The organism is Pandoraea horticolens, from assembly GCF_902459555.1.
Taxonomy (GTDB): Bacteria; Pseudomonadota; Gammaproteobacteria; order Burkholderiales; family Burkholderiaceae; genus Pandoraea; species Pandoraea horticolens.
On sequence record NZ_CABPSM010000023.1, the window covers coordinates 14,426 to 34,742 of the forward strand.

Annotated in this window: 24 protein-coding genes; 14 read left to right on the forward strand and 10 right to left on the reverse strand. The window is 60.8% G+C overall.

The features are described from left to right. Positions 1-16: 16 nt before the first annotated feature. Positions 17-151 carry a transposase gene (locus PHO31112_RS24430; protein ID WP_150623939.1) on the reverse strand — a complete coding sequence of 45 codons (135 nt, stop codon included), beginning with the start codon at positions 149-151 and terminating at the stop codon, positions 17-19. Positions 152-448: 297 nt separating this feature from the next. Here PHO31112_RS24430 and PHO31112_RS24435 point away from each other — a divergent pair, with 297 nt between their 5' ends. The 5 genes from PHO31112_RS24435 to PHO31112_RS24455 all read left to right on the forward strand — a co-directional run bounded on the left by PHO31112_RS24435 (position 449) and on the right by PHO31112_RS24455 (position 4,134). Further along, positions 449-1,027, forward strand: coding sequence for a DJ-1/PfpI family protein (locus PHO31112_RS24435; protein WP_150623941.1), 579 nt, complete (start codon positions 449-451; stop codon positions 1,025-1,027). A gap of 12 nt (positions 1,028-1,039) precedes the next feature. Beyond that, a complete protein-coding gene (locus PHO31112_RS24440) occupies positions 1,040-1,438 on the forward strand; it encodes a VOC family protein (RefSeq protein ID WP_150623943.1) in 399 nt (132 codons plus the stop codon). 46 nt (positions 1,439-1,484) lie between these two features. Beyond that, positions 1,485-2,096, forward strand: coding sequence for a tat (twin-arginine translocation) pathway signal sequence (locus PHO31112_RS24445; RefSeq protein ID WP_150623945.1), 612 nt, complete (start codon positions 1,485-1,487; stop codon positions 2,094-2,096). Positions 2,097-2,110: 14 nt separating this feature from the next. Further along, entirely contained in the window at positions 2,111-3,697 is a 1,587-nt protein-coding gene (locus tag PHO31112_RS24450; RefSeq protein ID WP_425495231.1) for a GMC family oxidoreductase, read from the forward strand. Between the two features lie 104 nt (positions 3,698-3,801). Beyond that, positions 3,802-4,134, forward strand: coding sequence for a ribbon-helix-helix domain-containing protein (locus PHO31112_RS24455; protein WP_010806829.1), 333 nt, complete (start codon positions 3,802-3,804; stop codon positions 4,132-4,134). 127 nt (positions 4,135-4,261) lie between these two features. On the opposite strand, the gene PHO31112_RS24460 is transcribed toward PHO31112_RS24455, so the two are convergent. Together PHO31112_RS24460 and PHO31112_RS24465 are read right to left on the reverse strand one after the other, a co-directional pair. After that, the gene (locus PHO31112_RS24460; protein ID WP_150623950.1) at positions 4,262-4,756 is read right to left on the reverse strand and encodes a TetR/AcrR family transcriptional regulator; all 495 of its coding nucleotides are present in this window, start codon (positions 4,754-4,756) and stop codon (positions 4,262-4,264) included. Positions 4,757-5,074: 318 nt separating this feature from the next. Then, positions 5,075-5,983, reverse strand: coding sequence for a LysR family transcriptional regulator (locus PHO31112_RS24465; RefSeq protein WP_150623952.1), 909 nt, complete (start codon positions 5,981-5,983; stop codon positions 5,075-5,077). Positions 5,984-6,091: 108 nt separating this feature from the next. Here PHO31112_RS24465 and PHO31112_RS24470 point away from each other — a divergent pair, with 108 nt between their 5' ends. Further along, positions 6,092-6,973, forward strand: a complete 882-nt coding sequence (locus PHO31112_RS24470; protein WP_150623954.1) for an aldo/keto reductase family oxidoreductase — start codon at positions 6,092-6,094, stop codon at positions 6,971-6,973. A gap of 66 nt (positions 6,974-7,039) precedes the next feature. On the opposite strand, the gene PHO31112_RS24475 is transcribed toward PHO31112_RS24470, so the two are convergent. Further along, the gene (locus PHO31112_RS24475) at positions 7,040-7,978 is read right to left on the reverse strand and encodes a LysR family transcriptional regulator (protein ID WP_150623956.1); all 939 of its coding nucleotides are present in this window, start codon (positions 7,976-7,978) and stop codon (positions 7,040-7,042) included. 124 nt (positions 7,979-8,102) lie between these two features. On the opposite strand from PHO31112_RS24475, the gene PHO31112_RS24480 reads away from it, so the two are divergent. The 4 genes from PHO31112_RS24480 to PHO31112_RS24495 all read left to right on the forward strand — a co-directional run bounded on the left by PHO31112_RS24480 (position 8,103) and on the right by PHO31112_RS24495 (position 11,575). Next, positions 8,103-8,819 carry an SDR family oxidoreductase gene (locus PHO31112_RS24480; protein ID WP_150624033.1) on the forward strand — a complete coding sequence of 239 codons (717 nt, stop codon included), beginning with the start codon at positions 8,103-8,105 and terminating at the stop codon, positions 8,817-8,819. 137 nt (positions 8,820-8,956) lie between these two features. After that, positions 8,957-10,222 carry a styrene monooxygenase/indole monooxygenase family protein gene (locus PHO31112_RS24485; protein ID WP_150623958.1) on the forward strand — a complete coding sequence of 422 codons (1,266 nt, stop codon included), beginning with the start codon at positions 8,957-8,959 and terminating at the stop codon, positions 10,220-10,222. Beyond that, complete coding sequence (locus tag PHO31112_RS24490) at positions 10,212-10,760, forward strand: flavin reductase family protein (RefSeq protein ID WP_150623962.1); 549 nt, start codon at positions 10,212-10,214, stop codon at positions 10,758-10,760. Before PHO31112_RS24485 ends, PHO31112_RS24490 begins: the two co-directional genes overlap by 11 nt. Beyond that, positions 10,757-11,575, forward strand: coding sequence for an SDR family oxidoreductase (locus PHO31112_RS24495; RefSeq protein ID WP_150623964.1), 819 nt, complete (start codon positions 10,757-10,759; stop codon positions 11,573-11,575). The genes PHO31112_RS24490 and PHO31112_RS24495 overlap by 4 nt, the downstream gene beginning before the upstream one ends. Before the next feature lie 100 nt (positions 11,576-11,675). On the opposite strand, the gene PHO31112_RS24500 is transcribed toward PHO31112_RS24495, so the two are convergent. From PHO31112_RS24500 to PHO31112_RS24525, 6 genes are all read right to left on the reverse strand, one after another. Further along, positions 11,676-12,608 (reverse strand): catechol 2,3-dioxygenase, encoded by a 933-nt coding sequence (locus PHO31112_RS24500; protein ID WP_150624035.1) that lies wholly within the window; start codon positions 12,606-12,608, stop codon positions 11,676-11,678. Between the two features lie 20 nt (positions 12,609-12,628). Next, positions 12,629-12,970, reverse strand: coding sequence for a 2Fe-2S iron-sulfur cluster binding domain-containing protein (locus PHO31112_RS24505; protein WP_150623967.1), 342 nt, complete (start codon positions 12,968-12,970; stop codon positions 12,629-12,631). A gap of 74 nt (positions 12,971-13,044) precedes the next feature. Then, positions 13,045-13,308, reverse strand: coding sequence for a SemiSWEET transporter (locus tag PHO31112_RS24510; RefSeq protein ID WP_150623969.1), 264 nt, complete (start codon positions 13,306-13,308; stop codon positions 13,045-13,047). Between the two features lie 32 nt (positions 13,309-13,340). Further along, positions 13,341-14,357: a 2Fe-2S iron-sulfur cluster-binding protein gene (locus PHO31112_RS24515; RefSeq protein WP_246178540.1), complete on the reverse strand. Its 1,017-nt coding sequence runs from the start codon at positions 14,355-14,357 to the stop codon at positions 13,341-13,343. 13 nt (positions 14,358-14,370) lie between these two features. Beyond that, a complete protein-coding gene (locus PHO31112_RS24520; protein WP_150623973.1) occupies positions 14,371-14,700 on the reverse strand; it encodes a non-heme iron oxygenase ferredoxin subunit in 330 nt (109 codons plus the stop codon). 167 nt (positions 14,701-14,867) lie between these two features. Beyond that, positions 14,868-16,424 (reverse strand): PAS domain S-box protein, encoded by a 1,557-nt coding sequence (locus PHO31112_RS24525; protein ID WP_150623975.1) that lies wholly within the window; start codon positions 16,422-16,424, stop codon positions 14,868-14,870. A 218-nt stretch (positions 16,425-16,642) separates the two neighbouring features. On the opposite strand from PHO31112_RS24525, the gene PHO31112_RS24530 reads away from it, so the two are divergent. The 4 genes from PHO31112_RS24530 (at position 16,643) to PHO31112_RS24545 (ending at position 20,171) form a co-directional block, all read left to right on the forward strand. After that, positions 16,643-17,983 carry an acetamidase/formamidase family protein gene (locus tag PHO31112_RS24530; protein WP_150623978.1) on the forward strand — a complete coding sequence of 447 codons (1,341 nt, stop codon included), beginning with the start codon at positions 16,643-16,645 and terminating at the stop codon, positions 17,981-17,983. A gap of 58 nt (positions 17,984-18,041) precedes the next feature. After that, positions 18,042-19,244 carry an aromatic ring-hydroxylating oxygenase subunit alpha gene (locus PHO31112_RS24535; RefSeq protein ID WP_150623980.1) on the forward strand — a complete coding sequence of 401 codons (1,203 nt, stop codon included), beginning with the start codon at positions 18,042-18,044 and terminating at the stop codon, positions 19,242-19,244. Positions 19,245-19,258: 14 nt separating this feature from the next. Next, a complete protein-coding gene (locus tag PHO31112_RS24540) occupies positions 19,259-19,600 on the forward strand; it encodes a hypothetical protein (protein ID WP_150623982.1) in 342 nt (113 codons plus the stop codon). A gap of 70 nt (positions 19,601-19,670) precedes the next feature. Further along, entirely contained in the window at positions 19,671-20,171 is a 501-nt protein-coding gene (locus PHO31112_RS24545) for a nuclear transport factor 2 family protein (RefSeq protein ID WP_174995870.1), read from the forward strand. Positions 20,172-20,317 lie beyond the last annotated feature (146 nt).

Here is a 20,317-nt window from a genome sequence, read left to right on the forward strand (position 1 = left end):
AACATCAACTTGCTATCTAGGACAGTCCATATATGTAGAACGTGGCTTCGGAAATACCCGTCTTCCGGCACACTTCTGCCACCGTGGTACCCACTTCGGCTTGCTTCAGCGCGGAAGCTATCCGCTCATCGGTGAACTTCGATTTCTTCATACAAATCTCCTGCCCGTCAGGGCTTCAAATTTGCCAGAAATCTACCGCTTTGGATGCTACGGTTTTTCGGGGGGGAGGTCACCCAGATTTCTCCCCATTTAGCCCTCTATTACCCGCCCGATCGTGGGCTTCATATACTCGATCAAAAGTTGACCGCGTTTGTGACGGATTGGTGATCGTGGCCACCTGTCGTCACGACTAAAGCACTCGAGGGCTTTCATTTCAATCTCAAACCCTCGGTAGTACCCAAGCCTCATTCCCGCATCGCTTCTTCACCTAATATAGGAGGTCGCAACAATGGGAAAGCGAATTCTGATCATCGCCGGCGATTTCGTCGAAGACTACGAGTTGATGGTGCCATTCCAGGCTTTGTCCGCAGTGGGGCACACAGTTCATGTGGTAGCGCCCGACAAACGCGCGGGTGAAGCGATCCGCACGGCCATTCACGATTTCGAAGGCGATCAGACCTACACCGAAAAGCGTGGCCACAATTTCACGTTGAATGCCGACTTCGCCACCATGGAGCCGAGCGCCTATGACGCGCTTCTGATTCCCGGCGGCCGAGCGCCCGAGTACCTGCGTCTGAACGAGCGAGTCATCAGCGCTGTGCGTCATTTCGCGGAGGCAAAGAAGCCAATCGCTGCGGTATGCCACGGCGCTCAGTTGCTGGCCGCTGCCGACGTCATTGAAGGCAAGCGCATCTCGGCGTATCCGGCATGCGCGCCGGAGGTCACCCTCGCGGGTGGCGTCTATCAATCTCTCGACTGGCCCGACGCCATCACCGACGGCAATTTCGTGACCGCACCCGCATGGACGTCGCATGCCAACTGGCTGGCTCAGTTTCTGACGCTCCTTGGCACCCGAATTACGCACTAAGAAGACAACGCTGTGGCAAAACTCATTCACACCATGATTCGTGTCGTCGACCTGGATCGTTCGCTGCGCTTCTATGAGGACGCGTTGGGACTCACGCTCAGCCACCGTCTGGACTTCGACGAATTCTCTCTTGTGTATCTCCGCAATGCCGAAACCGAGGCGGAGATTGAACTTACGTGGAACAAAGGGCGAGAAACGCCGTACTCGCATGGAGATGGGTACGGTCACGTTGCCGTGGTTGTCGATGATGTTCACGCCGAGCGTGAGCGTCTGATAGCCCTGGGACTTCAACCGAAGGAAGTCCGGGAATTCAACGATGCATCCGGCGACTTGCTAGCGCGCTACTTCTTCATTGAAGACCCGGATGGCTACAAGATCGAGGTGCTCGAGAAGCACGGGCACTACCAGTAGCGGATGTATCGGGCCAAAGAGCCCGGAACCCACAAAGGAGACAAAAATGGTAGGCAAAACAATCACGATTGCGCGCCAGGAAGGCGGAGCCATCGAAAGCGGCATACAGGTCGAGCTAACACGCCGTGAGATGCTAAGAGGAACGGGCATCCTGATCGGTACGCTTGCGCTGTCGTCCACGCTGGCGATGGTGACTCCCAGCCGAGTCTGGGCTGCTGAACTACAGCGCCTGAGCACACATCAAGGGGCAGTCCTTCTCGCCCTAAGCAAGCAAATCTTCCCCCACAAAAACCTCGACGATGCTGTCTACGCGCTCCTCGTCAAAGCGCTGGACGGCAAGGCCCAGAAAGATGCCGCCGTGCGCACACACCTGGTGGATGGTATTCGAGAACTGGATCGGCGAGCTCCCGGCTCGGATTGGACCAAGCAGCCGGCGCAAGCCCAGATTCAAGACGTAGAAGCCATCTCGAAGTCTCCATTCTTTGAGACCGTCCGCAGTACTGGCATCGTGTCTCTCTACAGCAACGCACTCGCGTACAAGCATTTTGGTTATCGCGCCAGCGAAGGTGATGGCGGCTATCTGTTCAGCGGGTTCAACGACTTGGCTTGGCTGCCGAATCCCCCTGAGCAAGACAGTGGTCCGATCCCCGCACAGTGATGAGGAGAACCAAATTGGCTAAGAAAGATGAGGGTAAGGTCTTCTCCCTGAATGACGACAGCGTCGTTGTGATCATCGGTTCCGGCGCGGGCGGTGGCACCCTGGCTAACGAACTCGCTCAAAAGGGGATCGATGTGGTGGTGCTCGAGGCGGGCGCGCTGCATACGCAAGCGGACTTCAAGACGGAGGAGTGGGATTCCTTTCAGCTATTGTCCTGGCTCGACAAGCGAACGACGTCGGGTACGTGGCGTGTGGCAAAGGACTTTCCGAACTTGCCCGCGTGGATTTGCAAGACTGTCGGTGGCACGACTACCCACTGGGCCGGTGCCAGCTTGCGCTTCCAAGCGCACGAATTCAAAGCGCGCACCACATATGGTGCGATCGACGGCACCAGCCTGCTTGACTGGCCAGTCACTCTCCAGGATCTAGCGCCGTACTATGATCTGGCAGAAAAGAAGATGGGTGTGACCCGCACGAATGGTCTTCCCGGTTTGCCTGGGAACAACAACTTCAAGGTCATGTCAGCCGGTGCCAAGAAGGTCGGATACAAGGAGTGTAATACCGGTCACATGGCCATCAACAGCGTCAATCGCGATGGCCGTAGCCACTGCTATCAGCGCGGCTTTTGCTTCCAGGGTTGCCGCTTCGGCGCCAAATGGTCCACGCTTTACACCGAGATTCCCAAGGCGCAAGCCACAGGCCATATGGAGCTTCGCCCGCAATCGCATGTGGTGAGCATCGAGCACAATGCCGAAGGCAAGGTTACCGCGGTGCTGTACCACGACGTCAAAGGCAAACTTCAGCGCCAGAAGGCTCGCATCGTCGCAGTTGCGGGCAATTCCATCGAAACGCCGCGCTTGCTCCTGAATTCGGCGTCGGGCAAATTCTCTAACGGCCTGGCCAATTCCTCCGACCAGGTGGGGCGCAATTACATGCGTCACACTACCGGCACCGTGTACGGGGTCTTTGACAAGCCCGTGGAGATGTTTAAAGGCACTACCATGGCCGGAATCATCGAAGATGAGGCACACCACGACCCGAAGCGAGGTTTCGCAGGTGGCTATCATCTGGAGACACTTTCGGTCGGGCTGCCCTTCTTCGCCGCGTTTTACGATCCAGGTACCTGGGGCGCAAAGTTCACGCAAGCCATGGATGAATACGCTCACACTGCATCGATGTGGATCGTCGGCGAGGATATGCCCCGAGCGACAAACCGCGTGACGCTGAACAAGGACGTCAAGGATCAGTACGGTCTGCCGGTGGCGAACGTCCATTTTGACGATCACGACAACGATACCGCCATGCGCAATCACGCGTACAAGCAGGGGCAGGCCGTGTACGAGGCGGTTGGTGCGAAGTCGACGTTCCGTTCTCCCCCCTTCCCGTCGACGCACAATCTGGGCACGGCACGTATGAGTGCGCGTGCCCAGGATGGGGTCTGCAACGGATTTGGGCAAACGCATGACATTCCGAATCTGTTCATTTCCGACGGCAGTCAATTCACCACGGGTGCCGGTGAGAATCCCACGCTCACGATCGTTACCCTGGCCATTCGGCAAGCCGATTACATCGCGGATCAGATGGGCAAACGTCACATCTGAAACCTTGTAGCATTGGAGACGGGTAGCGACGCTTAAAGCGCGGCTGGATGGCTAGCTATACATCCAGTCGCATCTTTGTTTTTTTGCGATGAAGGGGATGACTCATGTGTAACGTCTATATCACTGCCGACCCAATCGTCTACGAATCCCGCACTCGTTCTCTTCGCATTCACGGTGTCGTCACGACGGTTCGCCTGGAAAATCTCTTCTGGGATGTTCTGCAAGAAATCGCAGTACGCGAACATTCGACGACCAGCCAGTTTGCGGCCAAACTCTATGACGAGCTGACGGTCTTGCGGGGTGAGCCGCCGGTCAATTTCGCATCGTTCTTACGCGTCTGCTGCCTACGCTACCTTTCACTGAATTCGGTAGGCGAAAAGCCCGGCGTGGACCGTATCATGGACCGTGGCTTCAGACCGATGGTGGTCGGGGCCTAATCCAGCGTCCACGATGGGACGCTTTCAATGATGACACCAAGCGCTCCAGCGTCGGATCCCTGATCCATTCCCCAGGCTATGGCGCTATGGACTCCGAAATTCAAGTGCAACCTCAGTCAGCAGACGCTTACGGTGAGGTAGCGCAGCTTTGAATGAAGTCGCGCGCCAATCGGTGAACCAAAGTTGATGCGCGTTTCGTCCCGCCTTTAATGCGTTGATTCATGCACAACGACACGAGTCCGTGCAAAGACGCCCAATACAAGTCCGCTTGCGCTTCACTGTCCCTTGATTCATGCGTGCCTGCCGCGACCATCAAGCGTTCTATCGGCACGTGCAAATCTTCAAAGCAAGCACGCGCTTCCGGAGGTGTTTGATTTGTGCCGAAAGGAACGCCGCGCAAACCGTGCATCAATTGATACAGCGTGGGGCTCTTAAGGGCAAACGCCCAGTAAGCGAGTCCGAGTCCTTCGACGGCAGCCGCCGGTGTCTGCGCTGCGCCGGCAGCTTTCACGAGCGCTTCATGAAGGCGTCCGAATCCCTGCCGCATTAGGGCAAGCAGGATTTCATCCTTGTTTTTAAAGTACTCGTAGATGAGCGCCGGACTGTACTCGATCGCAACCATCTACACCATCGCGGTTTTCATCGCGATTGGTGATGGTTTTGTCATTCTGAGCCATCTCGGCTTCGCGCCACCCATTTTCATGCATTGGGGGACAGCGCTTTACATGGCCATTGTTGCGGCGTTGCTCCATAGGAAGAACAAGGCCTGCCACAAGGTCGTCGGGCCCCTTTCTGTTTGCCCGCAAGGGCACTGACGCGTCAGCGCATGGGTATGATGTTCCGCGATCTGTGAGCAAGAAGCCTCTGCGTGATCTTGGTTCACGAATGTGTGAATCGCAGGGGGCTGGAGTCGTGGCGAGCCTGATGCTGGCATTGGACCTCAAGCACCGACCCGCTGCGCCTGAACAAAATCCACGAAGGCCCGAAGCGGCGCCGGCAGATGGCGCCGGCCCGGATAGTACAGGAAGGGGCCGGTGAAGGGCCGCCACCACGTCTCCAGCACCGGCACCAGGGCGCCACTATCGAGGTGAGGTCTCAACCAGTCTTCGAAAAGGTGGATGACGCCACACCCCGCGACGGCTGCATCGACCGCCAGATCCACCCCGCCGCTTATCCGAACAATCAAGGGCCCGCCGGGCTCCACGGTCACCACCTCGGCCTTGCGCTGGAATTCCCAAGCCGGCATGGCGCCGCTGGCAAAACGGCCACGCAGGCAGGCGTGGTTCAGCAGGTCGCGCGGATGGTGCGGGCATCCGCGCGCTGCGAGATAGGCGGGAGCGGCCGCCGTCGCCATGCGCTGCCGGCGCGGACCGATGGGGATGGCGATCATGTCCTGGGCCAGGCGCTCCTCGTAACGGATGCCGGCGTCACATCCCGCAGAGAGGATGTCGACAAACCCCTCCTCGACCACCACGTCCAGAAGGATGTCCGGGTAGGCGGCCAAGAAGGGCGGCACCAGGCTAGGCAATACCAGCCGCGCCGCGCTGGCTGGTACATTGAGCCGCAGTGTCCCGACCGGACGATCCCGAAAGCCGTTGACGACGTCGAGCGCGGCCTCGATCTCACCGAGCGCCGGGCCGAGCCGTTCCAGCAATCGCGCGCCGGCCTCGGTCGGCGACACGCTGCGCGTACTGCGGTGGAGCAGGCGTACACCCAGCCGCGCCTCCAGCCGTCGCAGGGCCTCGCTCAGGCTTGACGCACTGACACCGCCGGCCCGGGCCGCTTCACGAAAGCCACCGGCCCGGGCGACGGCCATGAATGCCGCCAGGTCGCTGAGTTGTTCTGCCATTGAAATTCACTCCATTGTTCGCCAAAGTGCACAGACTGTACCAAGTGCACCTACTTATCGCACGAGATCTAGTTGAATACATTGTGTATTTCTTGAAAGGAAATCTCGATGAAAGCCATCAATCAGGTCGGCAAATTCCGTCTCGGCAGTCGTGATGTCGGACGGATGGGCTACGGCGCCATGCAACTGGCCGGGCCCGGCGTCTTTGGTCCACCCAGAGACAGGGCGGCTTCAGTGGCCGTGCTTCGCACAGCGGTGGAAAGTGGCGTCAATCACATCGACACCAGTGACTTCTACGGCCCGCACATCACCAACCAGATCATTCGCGAGGCGTTGCACCCCTACTCTGACGATCTGGTGATCGTCACTAAGGTGGGTGCCCGGCGCGGCTCGGATGCCTCGTGGATACCGGCAATGTCGCGCGCTGCGCTGCGCCAGGCCATTCACGATAACCTGCGCCATCTTGGCCTCGACGTGCTGGAGGTGGTGAACCTGCGCAGCATGCTGAGCGTTCACGGCCCCGCAGAAGGCTCGCTCGAAGCGCCGCTGTCAGCCTTGGCCGAACTGCAGCAACAGGGGTTGATTCGCCATATCGGGTTGAGCAACGTGACGGCCCGGCAGGTCGAGGATGGGCGCAGGATCTGCGATATTGCCTGCGTGCAGAACCACTACAACCTGGTGCACCGTGGTGACGATGCGCTGGTTCAGCAACTGGCGATCGATGGCATCGCCTACGTGCCTTTCTTCCCGCTCGGAGGCTTCTCTCCACTGCAGGTGAATGCTCTGTCGGCGGTGGCGGCAGAACTGGATGCAACGCCCATGCAGGTGGCGCTGGCCTGGCTGTTGCAGCGCTCCCCCAATATGCTGCTCATTCCCGGCACCTCCTCGGTCGAGCACCTGCGGCAGAACCTGGCTGCATCCGAACTGAGATTGCCGAGCGAGGCGATCGACAAGCTGGAGACGGTGACCGCCAACCCTGCGTCGCTGTGATGCCGGGCGATCTGAACGCGATAGGGGGCAGTCGCCAATTCAAATTAACGCGCGTCGAATGCCGCCTCAAAGCGCCGTCCGAGTCCCCCGTGCATTCTTGCAAACCGTCAGGATCGTTTCTCGGAGCCAGCGATGAGCGGGATCTGCGTGAAGTCTTGGGTGCCAAATAGCGGACACCTTGATGGGATGGGTTTGCACTGGCAGGTCGAAGTGCTGAATGGCGGTGCTGACGGAGGTGTCGTTCAGCGCCTCAATGCCAAGGCATGAACGCGGAACGAGCCCGATGAGATCCGAATGGCGAACGATCTGCATCGCATTGGTGTACGCGGGTACGACCAAAACAACGGTTCTGCGCAGCCCCAACTGATCCAAAGCATCGTCCACGGGGCCAGAAAATTCGCGCTTGCGCGATACGACCACGTGAAGGCAACTGGCATAGCGTTCGACAGTCACGCCCGGCTTGCTCAGGAGAGGATGGCCTGTTCGACAAATTCCGACAAATCGGTCTTGAAACAGAAGCCGGGTTTTCAATTCCGGCGCCTTGGTTCCAATCACCCCAACCTCCAGGTCGATCATGCCCTCCCGTAGCGGCTGCACCTCCTTATCGCGCTTCGGGACAAAACAAATTCGAACATGGGGCGCCGCCTGCGCGATCGCGGCCATCAGCGAGGCACCGACGAGATCGACAAACCCATCATTGGCCCGGATCGTAAACGTCCGTTCCAAGGTCGAAACATCAAGGGTGTTGTTCACGGGCTGCAACACGGCCCGGGCATTGCGTGCAAGTTCATGCACATGCTCGGTGAGTTGTTCTGCGTAAGCGGTTGGGACAAGCGACCTGCCGGCCTGCACAAGCAATGGGTCCCCTGTGGCTACGCGAAGCCTGGAGAGCGCTCTGCTCATCGCGGAGGGACTTAAGCCCAGTCGTCGCGCCGCTTTTGTCACGCTGCGCTCGGTGAGCAGCACGTCCAGCGATGTGAGAAGGTTCAAGTCCACGTTTTGCATCACAGACAGCCCTTGAATTTTCTGTGCATCCAGTGCAATCGATTATTGCATCTCACGCGTCTGGTGCAAACCAGATTCTCTCTCCAGAATCATGGTTATCCAAGCACATAAAGGCATTGCAGCCATGAGTGACTCAACTAGCCACGAACCTCGCCCCAGTATTCTGCTCATCGGTGCCTCGCGTGGCATCGGGGCTGCCATGTCGGCGGAGTTCTTGAAAAGAGGATGGAACGTGGTTGGCACCGTGCGCGGAAATTCCAGAACCGAGATTCATGACTTGGCTGACGACAACGAAGGCCGTATCGAGATTGAGCAACTCGACGTCACCGAAGAGGCGCAAATTTCCGCAATGCGCAATCGACTCTCCGATCGCACGTTCGACATTCTGTTCGTGAATGCTGGAACTGCGAACGCCAACCAGAATGAAACGATCGCCGACGTGTCCACGGAAGAATTCGTGCGCGTCATGGTCACAAACGCACTGGCGCCGATGCGCGTCGTAGAGGTGTTTCAGGACTTGGTCGTCGCCAATGGTTTGATCGGCGTCATGTCTTCCGGGCAAGGCAGCATCTCCAGCAACGAGAAAGGCGGACACGAGGTCTATCGCGGCAGTAAGTCCGCCCTCAACCAATACATGCGCAGCTACGCAGCTCGGCATGAGCGAGATTCCCGTGCGCTGCTATTGCTCGCACCGGGCTGGATTCGCACTGCGCTCGGCGGGCCGGAGGCACCGTTCAGCCTTGAGGAAACTATCCCTGACATCGTGAACGTGCTGCTCTCAAAACGAGGACAACCCGGCCTGGAGTACCTGGATCGCATGGGGCGAACGGTTCCTTGGTGAAACGTATGAATTCAAAAAAGCCGGGCAGGTTAAGCCCTAGGTATTTCCCTTTACCCTCATAGGTGTCCGATCCCATTTACCGCGAACGCCCATCCTCCTACCCTACGTTGGAAAATCTCAACGAGAGGATGGCTGACATGAAGAAGATTGCAATCATCGGAGGGGGCCAAGGTGGCTTTCATCTGGCCTTCGGCTTGCTCGATCGCGGATGCGATGTCACGTTGTACACCGACCGTACCCCCGACCAGTTGTTGGGCGGCAGAATTCCGAGCACGGCGTTCCTGTTCAACCAGACGCTCGACATGGAGCGGCGCCTTGGCCTGAATTTCTGGGAAGACGTCGCCCCTGTGGGCGAAGGCATGCTCGTCGATTTCCGTGAGCCGTCGGGTAAGACGCTGCTCACCCTGAAAGGCCGCCTGTTTGACAAGTCGGGCCAAGCCATCGATCAGCGTACAAAATTCGCCCGCTGGACGCAGGAGTTCGAGCGGCGAGGCGGGCGTCTCATCCTGCAAACGGTCTCCCTGGAAGAACTCGACAGCATCGCCGCCGAATGCGACCTCACGCTCGTCGCTTCCGGCAAAGGCGCAATCAACGCCCTCTTCGCCCGTGACGCCTCTCGCAGCGTCCACGCCACGCCGCCGCGCAATCTCGCCGCCTTACTGCTCAAGGGCCCGCAAATCGTTGGTGACCGTCCTTGGTCGAAGGCCGACTTCCGGCCGTTGCGCTTCAATTTCATCTTCGGCGTCGGCGAGTTCTTCTCGCTGCCCTTCTTCACCCACTCTGCCGGCGAGTGCCGCAGTTTCCTGTTCGAGGCCCGTCCTGGCAGCGCCATGGACCGGTTTCAGGCTGCCACCGACGGCAACGAAATGCTCAAGATCGCCAAAGACGTGATACGCGACTTCGCGCCTGAAGACGCCAGCCTCCTCGACGACGCGCAACTGACCGATCCCAACGCGTGGCTCAAGGGCGCTTTCACGCCAACGGTGCGGCACCCCGTCGGACACCTCCCGTCGGGCCGGGTCGTCATGGGTGTCGGTGACGCCGTGTGCCTGAACGACCCCATCGCGGGGCAAGGTGCGAACAACGCGTCGCGCATGGCCGAGCATCTTATCGATGCGATCGTGACCAACGGCACGTCACCGTACACCGCCCAATGGATGCAGGAGACGTTCGACGCATTCTGGGATGCCTCCGCAAGCTACACCACCGCATTCACGAATGCTCTGCTCGAGCCGCCGGGCGAAGCGATCATGCACGTATTGGGTGCAGGCGCGAATCACCGCGCCGTCGCCGACGACTTCGTTGCCTGCTTCGAGACGCCGCGTAATTTCTGGCCGTGGATCGCCGACCTGCCCGCCGCGCGGCGCTTCGTCGAGGCCCGAGGGGGAAGCGATGCTGCCTGACGCATCCCGCACGCCGTCGGACTGGCGGCATGCCCATGAACTGCCCGCCGCCCGCGTCGATTTTCGGCGTGCGCTCGGTTGCTTCGCCACGGGCGTGACCGTCGTGACGATGGTCGACCACGATGGCCGGCGCATCGGCATCACGGCTAATTCGTTCTCGTCGGTGTCGATGGATCCGCCATTGATCCTGTGGAGCCTGGCTCGCAGCTCGCCGAACGCGCGCGCGTTTGCCGACTGCCGGCACTTCGCGATCAACATCCTCGCGGGAGACCAGGACGCCATCTGCACGCGTTTCGCACAGCCCGCTGCGGACAAGTTCGCAACGGTGGACATCACCGCCGGCGCGCACGACGTGCCCCTCATCGCCGGTGCCGCCGCGCATCTCGAATGCGACGTCGAAGCCATACATCCGGGCGGCGATCACTTTATTCTCGTCGGACGCGTTCAACGCTTCCGCTGGCACGACGCCGCGCCACTGGTGTTTTGCAAGGGCGTGCTGCGCTCCTTTGACACCGCACTTCAGGAGCAGGAAGCATGAGCCGGAATTCCGCAACGATCTGGGGCATCGAAGGCAAGACTGCCATCGTGACCGGCGGCGCCACGCTGATCGGCGCTGCCGTGGTGCGGGCATTGTGCGCGGCGCAGGCCAATGTCGTCATCGCCGATATCGACGTGCCACGAGCCGGCGCATTGGCTGACGAAATCGGGCCGCAAGCGTTGTTCGTCGAGACTGACCTCGCGAGCGACGAAGCGATTCGCCATTGCGTGCAGACGGCCCACTCGCACTACGGGCGCATCGACATTCTGGTCAACGTTGCTTGCGCTTACGTTGATAACGGCCAAGCTTCCACTCGCGCGCAGTGGCATGCGGCGCTGGACGTCAATGTGGTGGGCGGATGCATGCTGTTGCAAGAGGCGTATCCGTTCCTGCTCGAAGCCGGTGGCGGTGCGGTGGTGAATTTCGGTTCCACCAGCGCATCCGCAGCGCAAGCCGGCCGATGGCTGTATCCCGCCAGCAAGGCCGCCATCCTGCAACTGACGCGCAGCCAGGCGCTGGATCTGGCCAAGGACGGCATTCGCGTGAATGCCGTCTCGCCGGGCTGGACGTGGTCGGGTGTGCTCGATGCCGTCTCGGGCGGCGACAAAGCCAAAACAAATGCCGTCGCGTCGAAGTTCCACATGCTCGGTCGCATCGGTGAGCCGGAGGAAGTCGCCGACGCCGTACTGTTCCTTGTGTCGGACAAGGCGTCGTTTGTCACCGGGGCGAACCTGGCCGTCGACGGGGGGTATGCCGCCATGGGGCCGGAGCAGACCCTCTCGCCTATTGCAGAGCTACTGCCCACGTCCGCGTAATCCGTGTAATCCCCCCAACGTGCCGGCGCGAACCGGCGCCCCAAAAAACGCCCCGATCGGAATCATGCTGATCGGGGCGCTTTTTCCTGCATCTAAGGTCTCAAGTCAGCACTGACAGGAACGCCTCGTTGAGCTTGCGGTCGTGATAGAAGATCGCCTTGCCGATTTCCGCTTCGGTCCAGGTGATGGTGGGCTTATCCGGGTAGTGCGTGTAGCCGCCCGAGAACACTTCGTTGCGATTGCCGGACGGGTCGAAGAAATAGATCGTCTCGCCGCGCGTGATGCCGTGGCGCGTCGGGCCGATATCGAGCGACACATCGCGCTTGGAGATGATATCGGCCGCGCGCAGCACCTCGCCCCAGTTGTCCAGACTGAACGAGGCGTGGTGGAATTTGTTCTTCTCCGGGTGACGGATGAAGGCGACGTCGTGCGCTTTGTTCGAGCAGGTCAGGAAGGCGCCGATCAGCATGTTTTCGGGGCCGGCGACGATCTGCTCGGCCAGCGTGAAGCCGAGCACCTCGCGGAACAGCTTGACGGTGCCGTCGAGGTCGTCGCCGTAGAGCAGGCAGTGATCGAAGCGGCCCGGCGCCATGCCGCGAAGCCCATCCGGCCACGGATCGGGATTGACGTCGCCGGTGGCGCAGCCGATCTGGTCCTTGTGCGCATAGATCTCGATCGAATGCCCGGTCGGTACCGTGAAGCGCAAGCGGCGTCCGGTGTGGCGCAGATCGCCTGCGGGCAGCCAGGTCAGATCGGTTGCCAGACCGCACTGCGCCAGCTCGCCGGCCAGGCGCTCGAGCGTGGCATCGGAGTCGACGCGAAAGCCCATGAAATCCATGCCGGCGCGATCCGTCTCGCGCAGGATCACGCTGTGGTGATCGTGCTCGTCCCACCCCTTGAGGAATACGCGGCCCTGCTCGTCGCGGCCGGTCTCGATCAAGCCGATCACCTCGGTGTAGTGCTTGAGCGCCGCGTCCATGTCGAGTACTCGAAGCGCCACGTGTCCGGGGCGCAATACGCCAGTCAATGCCATCATTTGTCTCCTTGAGTAATTCACTGTTGTTCTTCGCCGCCACCGTTGCGCCTGCCGTCGGCACCCCGGTTCAGGCAACGTTGCATCTTCTCGGCCAGTGCTACGCGCACATGGCTTTCGGGATAGGTGCGGCAAGCGAGCACCACACCTTCCTGCGCCTCCTGCTCGCTGACACAGGCTCGACTCATCTTGCCGAGCCGGCAGGTGCCCGCGATCACCCTCACCTTGCACACGCCGCAGCCTCCACTGCGGCAGCCGACCGGAATGCCTCGCTTGCCAAGCTGCTCCATGCCGCGCAGCAGGCTTTGCTGCGCGTCGCATAGGTAGCGCAGGCCAATGTCGTCGATCTCCACTTCGAACATCTCGTGTCTCCCGGACTTTCCGCCCTGTCTTGACGTATGGACGCCGCGCCCCCGCATTTCGCGCGCGCCCGTTGTCACCGTACGCGTTCGAAGCGCAGCTTCAGCACGACGATGACGATGGCCAGCAGCAGAACCACGGCGTTGTTGAGGGCGATCGGGCGGGCGCCGATGGCGATGCCGTAATACATCCACAGGCTCACGCCCGCGATGAAGCATGCGTACATGCCATACGAGATATCGCGCGCGGAACGCGAGCGCCAGATCTTGACGACCTGCGGTATGAACGAAACGGTGGTGAGGAGTCCCGCCAGCAGGCCAACGGCGTCGGTCGTTTCCATAAGAGTGATTCCGTGCGCGACAGGGGCGCGGCTCAGAAGAAGCGGTCGAAGTGAACTTGCGCTGGCGGCACCGCGTGGCGCACGTGCAGCATGTCCTGCATCGCGTGGATCATTCGCGGTGGCCCCGCCATATAGAACTCGCACGCCTGCATTTGCGCGCCGATCACTTCCTCGACATGCTGATGGACGAAGCCCGTGCGCCCCTCCCATGTCGTGCTATTCCCCTCGTTGGGTGTCGACACGACGGGATAGAAACGGATACGGTCTCCGTAGCCTTGCAGGCTGCGCAATTGCGCTTCGCCGCAAACGTCGCGCGCCTCCCGCCCTCCATAAAAGAAGTGCAGGCGCTGCGTGTCGAGCATGCCGGATTGCGACATGCCACGAGCGATAGAAAGCATCGGCGCGAGTCCGGAACCTCCCGCCACGCACACGACATCGCGTGCTGCGTTGGTGCGAAGATGGGCCGCGCCGTAGGGACCGTCGATCTGAATTCGTGCGCCATGCGAGAGCCGGTCGAACAATGCCGACGAACCGGCGCCGCCTTCGACGCGCCGCACCTGAAAGTGCCAATCCCCTTCACCGTTGGCCAGGTTCGCCATGGAGTACGCCCGAACGCCGGGCACGCCAGGGATGTGAAGCAAGGCAAACTGCCCAGGCAGGAACGCCGCTGGCGATGTGCCGCGAAAGCGGAACTCACGGATGTCGTGCGTCACGTCCTGGCTCGCCACGAGAACGGCATCGAACTTGCATGGCACGATGATCGGCCGGCATGCGTCGTCGAGCCGGATCTTGATACGGCAGTCGCCCTTCGGCCTGCACTGGCACGCGAGCTTGCGTCCCTTGACGCGGTCGCGCTCCGACAATCCCGGTGCTGTGCTCCACACCTCTTCGATCTCGCCTTCGAGCAGTTCGAACTTGCACGTTCCGCACGCACCCACCGCGCATTCGTAAGGCATGCCAAGCCCGGCGCGCAGGCCGCTACCGAGCACCGTATCGCCGCTGTCGCACGAAAATTGATACGACGTCCCCTCGACAGTGATTCCACGCATCTCCATTCCCCTGTCAGTCGTCGATACGAATACTCACGTCGTCGCGCTCGACGACAACCGTATACGTCCTGAGCGGAATCGTGCACGGCGCGCCGGCCGGTTTACCCGTGCGGATGTCGAATGCACCCTGATGGAACGGGCATTCGACCACATCGCCGTCGATCTCACCGTCGCAAAGCGACGCTTCGCCATGCGTACAGGTGTCGTCCGTCACATGGAAGCTTCCTTCGAGATTGAAGACGGCGAGCGGCCTTCTACCAACCAGCTCGATGCGTTTGGCGCCCCCTTCCGGTACGTCGGAGGTCTTGCAGAGAAAATGAATGACTTGGTCGGCTACCGTCATGATGGCGTCTCCTGATGCCCGCGCACGCGCATGACGCAGGCCTACGCGCATCGATGATGCACGGAGCGCCTGCGTTTGCGCGCGACCATTTGAATCGTGGAATCAGGGTAGCGTTGCGCGGAGGAGCGGCAAATTGGATCGACTGCTTAGCGAATAAGTGTTTTCGCTTATTCTGGGGAAGCACTCGCGGGCACACTGGCCAAACCATGAGTCGGCGAGGCGATATCGCTGTTGGGGCGTGTGCACGGCAGCATGACATGAACGCGCGTCTGCTTCGGTGTTACCGAACTCGTGACCCACAGATGCCCGCCGTGCGTGTCGACGATCGACCTGCACAGCGAAAGGCCGATGCCAAGGCCGTCATTCTTGGTGGAGAAGAACGACGCGAAAATCTGGTCAGGACTGATGCGAGGCAAACCCGGACCGCTGTCGGCCACCGTGATCTGCATGCACTGATTCGGACGTTGGCTTACCGAAATGCGCAGCTCACGCGAGTCCGGTGGAACGCTTGTCATGGCGTCGATGCCATTGACCGCGAGGTTGATCACGACTTGTTGGATCAGCACGTCGTCGCACTCGACCAGGCACGGCGCATCGTCCATGTGGTAATGCACCATTACGTCGTTCTGCTGCGCTTTGAGCGCGATCAGGTCCGCAAGATCATGCACGAGGTCACGCAGGTCGATGACTTGACGCTGATAGGTCCGGTTGCACGTGAATTCGCGCACCTTGTTGATGATCTTTCCCGCGCGTTCGGCTTCGTGCTGGGTCAGTTCGAGAATTTGCAGCAAGTCCGCGCTGGAATATTGCCCGGCCTGAATGCGCCGGCGGCATCCCGCGACGAAATTGACGATCGCGAAGAACGGCTGATTCAACTCATGTGCGAGCGCTGTTGCCATCTCGCCCGTCGTCGAGATGCGCGCGATACGGCTCAGTTGATACTCCCGTGCTCTGGCCATCTCCTCCACCTTCACGCGCTCGGTGATGTCGCGGAAGTTCACGAGGATGCCCTGCACCGACGGATCTGCCAGCAGGTTGCGGCAGCGTGCTTCATAAATGCGCCATGCGCCATTGCGGTGCTGAAGACGATAGCTGAGGTTGGTGCTGGCGCCCGCTGCAAGCGAGGACAGCGCTTGCCGAATGGACTCCGCTTCGTCTTGCGCGATGAACGAGTACACCGAGCGCCCGGTGAGCTGACGCTCGGACACGCCAAGCAGTGTACGAATGGATGGCCCGAGGAAGCGGATGATGCCGCTCTCCGACAGGATAGCGACACCGTCGGACGAACTCTCGATCAGCTTGCGGTAATAGCGTTCCTTCTGCCTGAGTGCAACCTCAGCCTGCCGGCGCTCGGTAATGTCCCGGGCCATCGCGATCACGCGCTCCACGCCATTGAGCGTAATGAGCTTGAGGCTGACTTCGACCGGCGTCTCGTGTCCCTGGGCATTGCGGATGACCCATTCGAAGATCACGCTGCCTTTCGAGTCGCGCGCTTCCCACACACGGCGCAGACCCGCTTCGGTGTCATAGGGGAAATGATTGCGCGTGAGTTCGCCGATCGACATGCCACGCAATTCCTCGACCGTATGGCCGTACATCTGACATGCGCTGAGGTTCGCCTCGAGTATTTCGCCGGTGTCCTTGTCGTGGATCACCATGATGTCGTTCGCGTAGAGGAAGACCTCCTGGTAGTTGGTCCGGCTCAAGTAGTTGACGAATTTCATGGTCGTGGCCTCGCGATGTCGGATTGAGCATAGCACCCACCCCCGCCTTCCAACCGCGTGGCGCGCATCGATAAGTGTTATCCCCTAACTCGGTAAATATCCGACCGGATAACCGCATCAGGGCGATTTCCGTACGCTTGAATCCAACATCAATGCGCACTTCGCTACTGGAATTAGCTTTCCGGTTGGCGCCACAAACGAGGATAGAGGACACCCCCATGAGTCACGAACAGCCGACAGCGCCCCAGGAAGTCGTATCCGTCAATTCGTACACCCGCGGCGTGATCGGTCCGCGCGAAGCCATGCTTGGCCCGGTCCGGGACGGCGGGCGCATCGTCACCGGCACGCCGCCCGGCTGCTGGGGGCCGATGATCACGCCGATCTTCCAGGGGGGACACGAGGTCACGCAGCCGGTCGCCGTCGAAGGGGCGGAGATCGGCGATGCCGTCGCGCTGAAGATTCTGCGCTGCGAGGTCACGTCGCTGGCCACGTCGTCTGGCGTCATGGAGTTTGTCGAGGGCCGCTACATCGGCGACCCGTTCGTGGCGAAGCTCTGCTCCGCATGTGGCACGCCAAGCCCTTCGAGCCATGTGACGGGCACCGGGGACGAGGCCATCCGTTGCGACGTTTGCGGCGCCGAGGTCAACGCCTTTCGCTTCAGCCACGGTTACGTGATCGTCCTCGACCGCGAGAACCGAGTCTCGCTCACCGTCGACGCGGAGGCGGCACAGAAGATCGCTCGCGCGCCAAGCCAGCTCGCGCGATTGCCCGAACTGTCCGAGCAGCACTCGATCCTGTCGCTCGCCCGCGCAGATATGAGCGGTGTGGCGGCCCATATGCAGCCATTCCTGGGCAACATCGGCACGATGCCGTCGCAGGACATTCCGGATTCGCACAACGCCGGTGACTTCGGTGCGTTCCTTGTCGATGCACCGCACGCGTTCGGCCTGTCGCGCGAGGCGCTGGAGGCCCACAAAACGGATGGCCACATGGACACCAACAGCGTGCGCGAAGGGGCCATCGTCATTTGTCCGGTGAAGGTGCCGGGTGCGGGTGTGTACATGGGCGACATGCACGCTCAGCAGGGCAATGGCGAGGTCGCAGGACATGCGACCGATGTTGCCGGCGAGGTCGAGTTGCAGGTGGAAGTCATCAAGGGGCTGGCGATCGACGGGCCGATTCTCTTCCAGCGCCCGGACGACCTGCCACCGATGGCCCGCCCGATGACCGCCGCGCAACATGCCCACGTGCGTGCACTCGGCGCGCGCTACGGCCAGGCGACGATCGAGGCGAACGCGCCGATTACCTTCATCGGCTCGGCGCCCACGCTCAACGAAGCGACCAAGGTTGGCCTCGAGCGCGCGGCGCGCGTCACGGGCCTGCCCTACGACGAAATCCTCAATCGCGCGACCATCGCCGGCTCTATCGAAATCAGCCGCCTGCCCGGCGTGGTGCGGGTCACGTTCCTTTGCCCGATGCCGATTCTCGAGCGCCTCGGCATTGCGCATCTCGCGCGCGCGCAGTACGGACTCGACGAGGACGGCGTGGCAGGCGCATGAGCCGGATTGCGCGGAATTACTACGACTACGAGTCAATCATTTTTCAGGAGGAGCGGTAATGGATACAACAGACAATACGCTGCGCTGGGCGGCGAAGTACCCCGAGCTTGGCACCGAGCCGATTCCGGTCGAGCCCTGCGTTTCTCCGGCGTTCTTCGAGCGCGAGAAGGCGCGTGTGTTCATGAACACGTGGCTCAAGGTAGGGCGCATCGAAGAGATTCCGAACGTCGGTGACTACAAGGTCAAGAAGCTTCACTTCGCAAAGACGTCGGTGATCCTGATCCACGGCAAGGATGGCAAGGTCCGAGGATTTCACAACACGTGCTCGCATCGCGGCAACAAGGTGATCGTCGAACACGGCGAGGAGACCTACGGCCGCAACAAGGCCGCCGTCGTGACATGCCGCTTTCACGGCTGGGTGTACGACGGGCAGGGCCAACTGGTGCAGGTGCCCGAAGAGGAGCGCTTCCCGCCCTGTTTCGAAAAGTCCTCCGGCGGTCTGACACCGGTGCACACGGACGTGTGGGAGGGCTTCATCTTCATCAACCTCGCAGCGCAGCCGGATCGCACGCTGCAAGACTACCTTGGCGGCATCGGCCAGCATCTGGGCGGCTACCCGTACCAGGAAATGTCGCAGTGCTTCAGCTACAACACCATGCTGGACTGCAACTGGAAGATTGCGCTCGATGCATTTTCGGAGGCTTATCACGTCTCGACGATTCACGCGGGGTCGTTCCCGAACGTGTTCTCGACCGGACTGTCCGACGTCGCGCTGTTCGGCGAGCATCGTACGACGGGTATCTGCCTCACGCTCAACGCCACGCCCACGCCGGTGGCCGGCGTAGCCAACGGTATCTCGGGGGCATCGCTCGTGTCCCAGCGCAGTTCGTCGATGCTGCCGACCGGGGTCAACCCGGGTCGTCGCGACGACTTCTCGTTCGAACTGAGCGTGGTGTTCCCGAACATCCTGATCCACATCTCGGAAGGCATCTGGTTCACGCACCAGTTCTGGCCGGTCGCGCACAACAAGACGATGTGGGAAGGCAAGTATTACGTGAAGCCGCCGAAGACCAACAGCGAGCGCTGGGCTATCGAATTCGCGCAAGTGCTTCAGCGCAACGCCTGGCTGGAGGACACCGCGACGATGGAAGATACCCACGCCGCGCTCGAGTCCGGCGCCAAGCAGCACATGTTCCTGCAGGACGAAGAGATTCTCCTGCGCCACGGGTACAAGGTGCTTGAAAAGTACATGGAACAATGAAGGAGACGAACGTCATGGAACAAACACTCCCCAAGGGTTTCGAGATGCTCGAACCGCTTGTCGCCCGCTGGGCGCTGACGACGCAGAACGAGCGTCAGCAACGCCGCATCACCTCGTCGCGTGGCGAGCTGCGCAACTTCTACGACAACATGCTGCCGCATCTTTCGATGATCCTCGCGCACCTCGACCGGTATCCGCTGGGCGAATTGCCAGGAGAGGCCGCACGGTTGTTCTCACTCGCGTTGTCGCTCGCTGAGGTCGCACCGCACATCGAACTCTATGGTGGAGATCCGAAAGTGCCGTACAGCTTCGACGAGTCGCGCTTCGTGGCCGAGCACGGCAATCTCGTCAACTGACGCATGCACCATGGCCGGTGGCGTCGCTTGGGGGAGCGGCGTCACCGGACGGGTTGCCAGGGGGAGCAGGATGGCATCGTCATCGACACTTTCGCGGCGCATCGCCCGGCTCGAAGCCGCGCTCGCCGTGACGCAACTGGTTGGGCACTACGCCCGTGGTGCAGATCGCCGTAACGATCCAGCGATCATGGCGCCGCTGTTCAGCCGCGACGCCACATGGGAAGCGCGCGGCTTTGGAAGTTATCAGGGAAGGGACGTTATCGCGAAGGAACTCGCCCGCATAGGGGCGGAGCAGATCGTCTGGACCTTGCACTACATGGTCGCACCTCTCGTGGAGATCAATGACGATTTATGCACCGGTACTTGCCGCTGGTACCTGTGGGAGCTGGCGCAAGTACGGCAGGGCGACGCCAGGAACGCGCCCCCTGCGGCGCACTGGATCGGCGGTTGGTATGAGAGCCAGGTCGTGTTCGAGGACGGGCAATGGCGTTTCGCGCACGTGTTGCTCGATCTGCAGTTGATGCATCGGCACGACGCCGATTGGAGGCCGATCGGGCTCGTCGCGCAATAGCGGAATCGACGGCTGGGAAAGTGCTTGAGGCGCCGCCACATGAGCGGCGTTTTTTATTTCGGGACGCACTGCCATCGCACGCATAAGTAATCTCATCTATTCGCTTATATGAACGACCCAATGTCAGCGCGATTTTCGTCTTCATA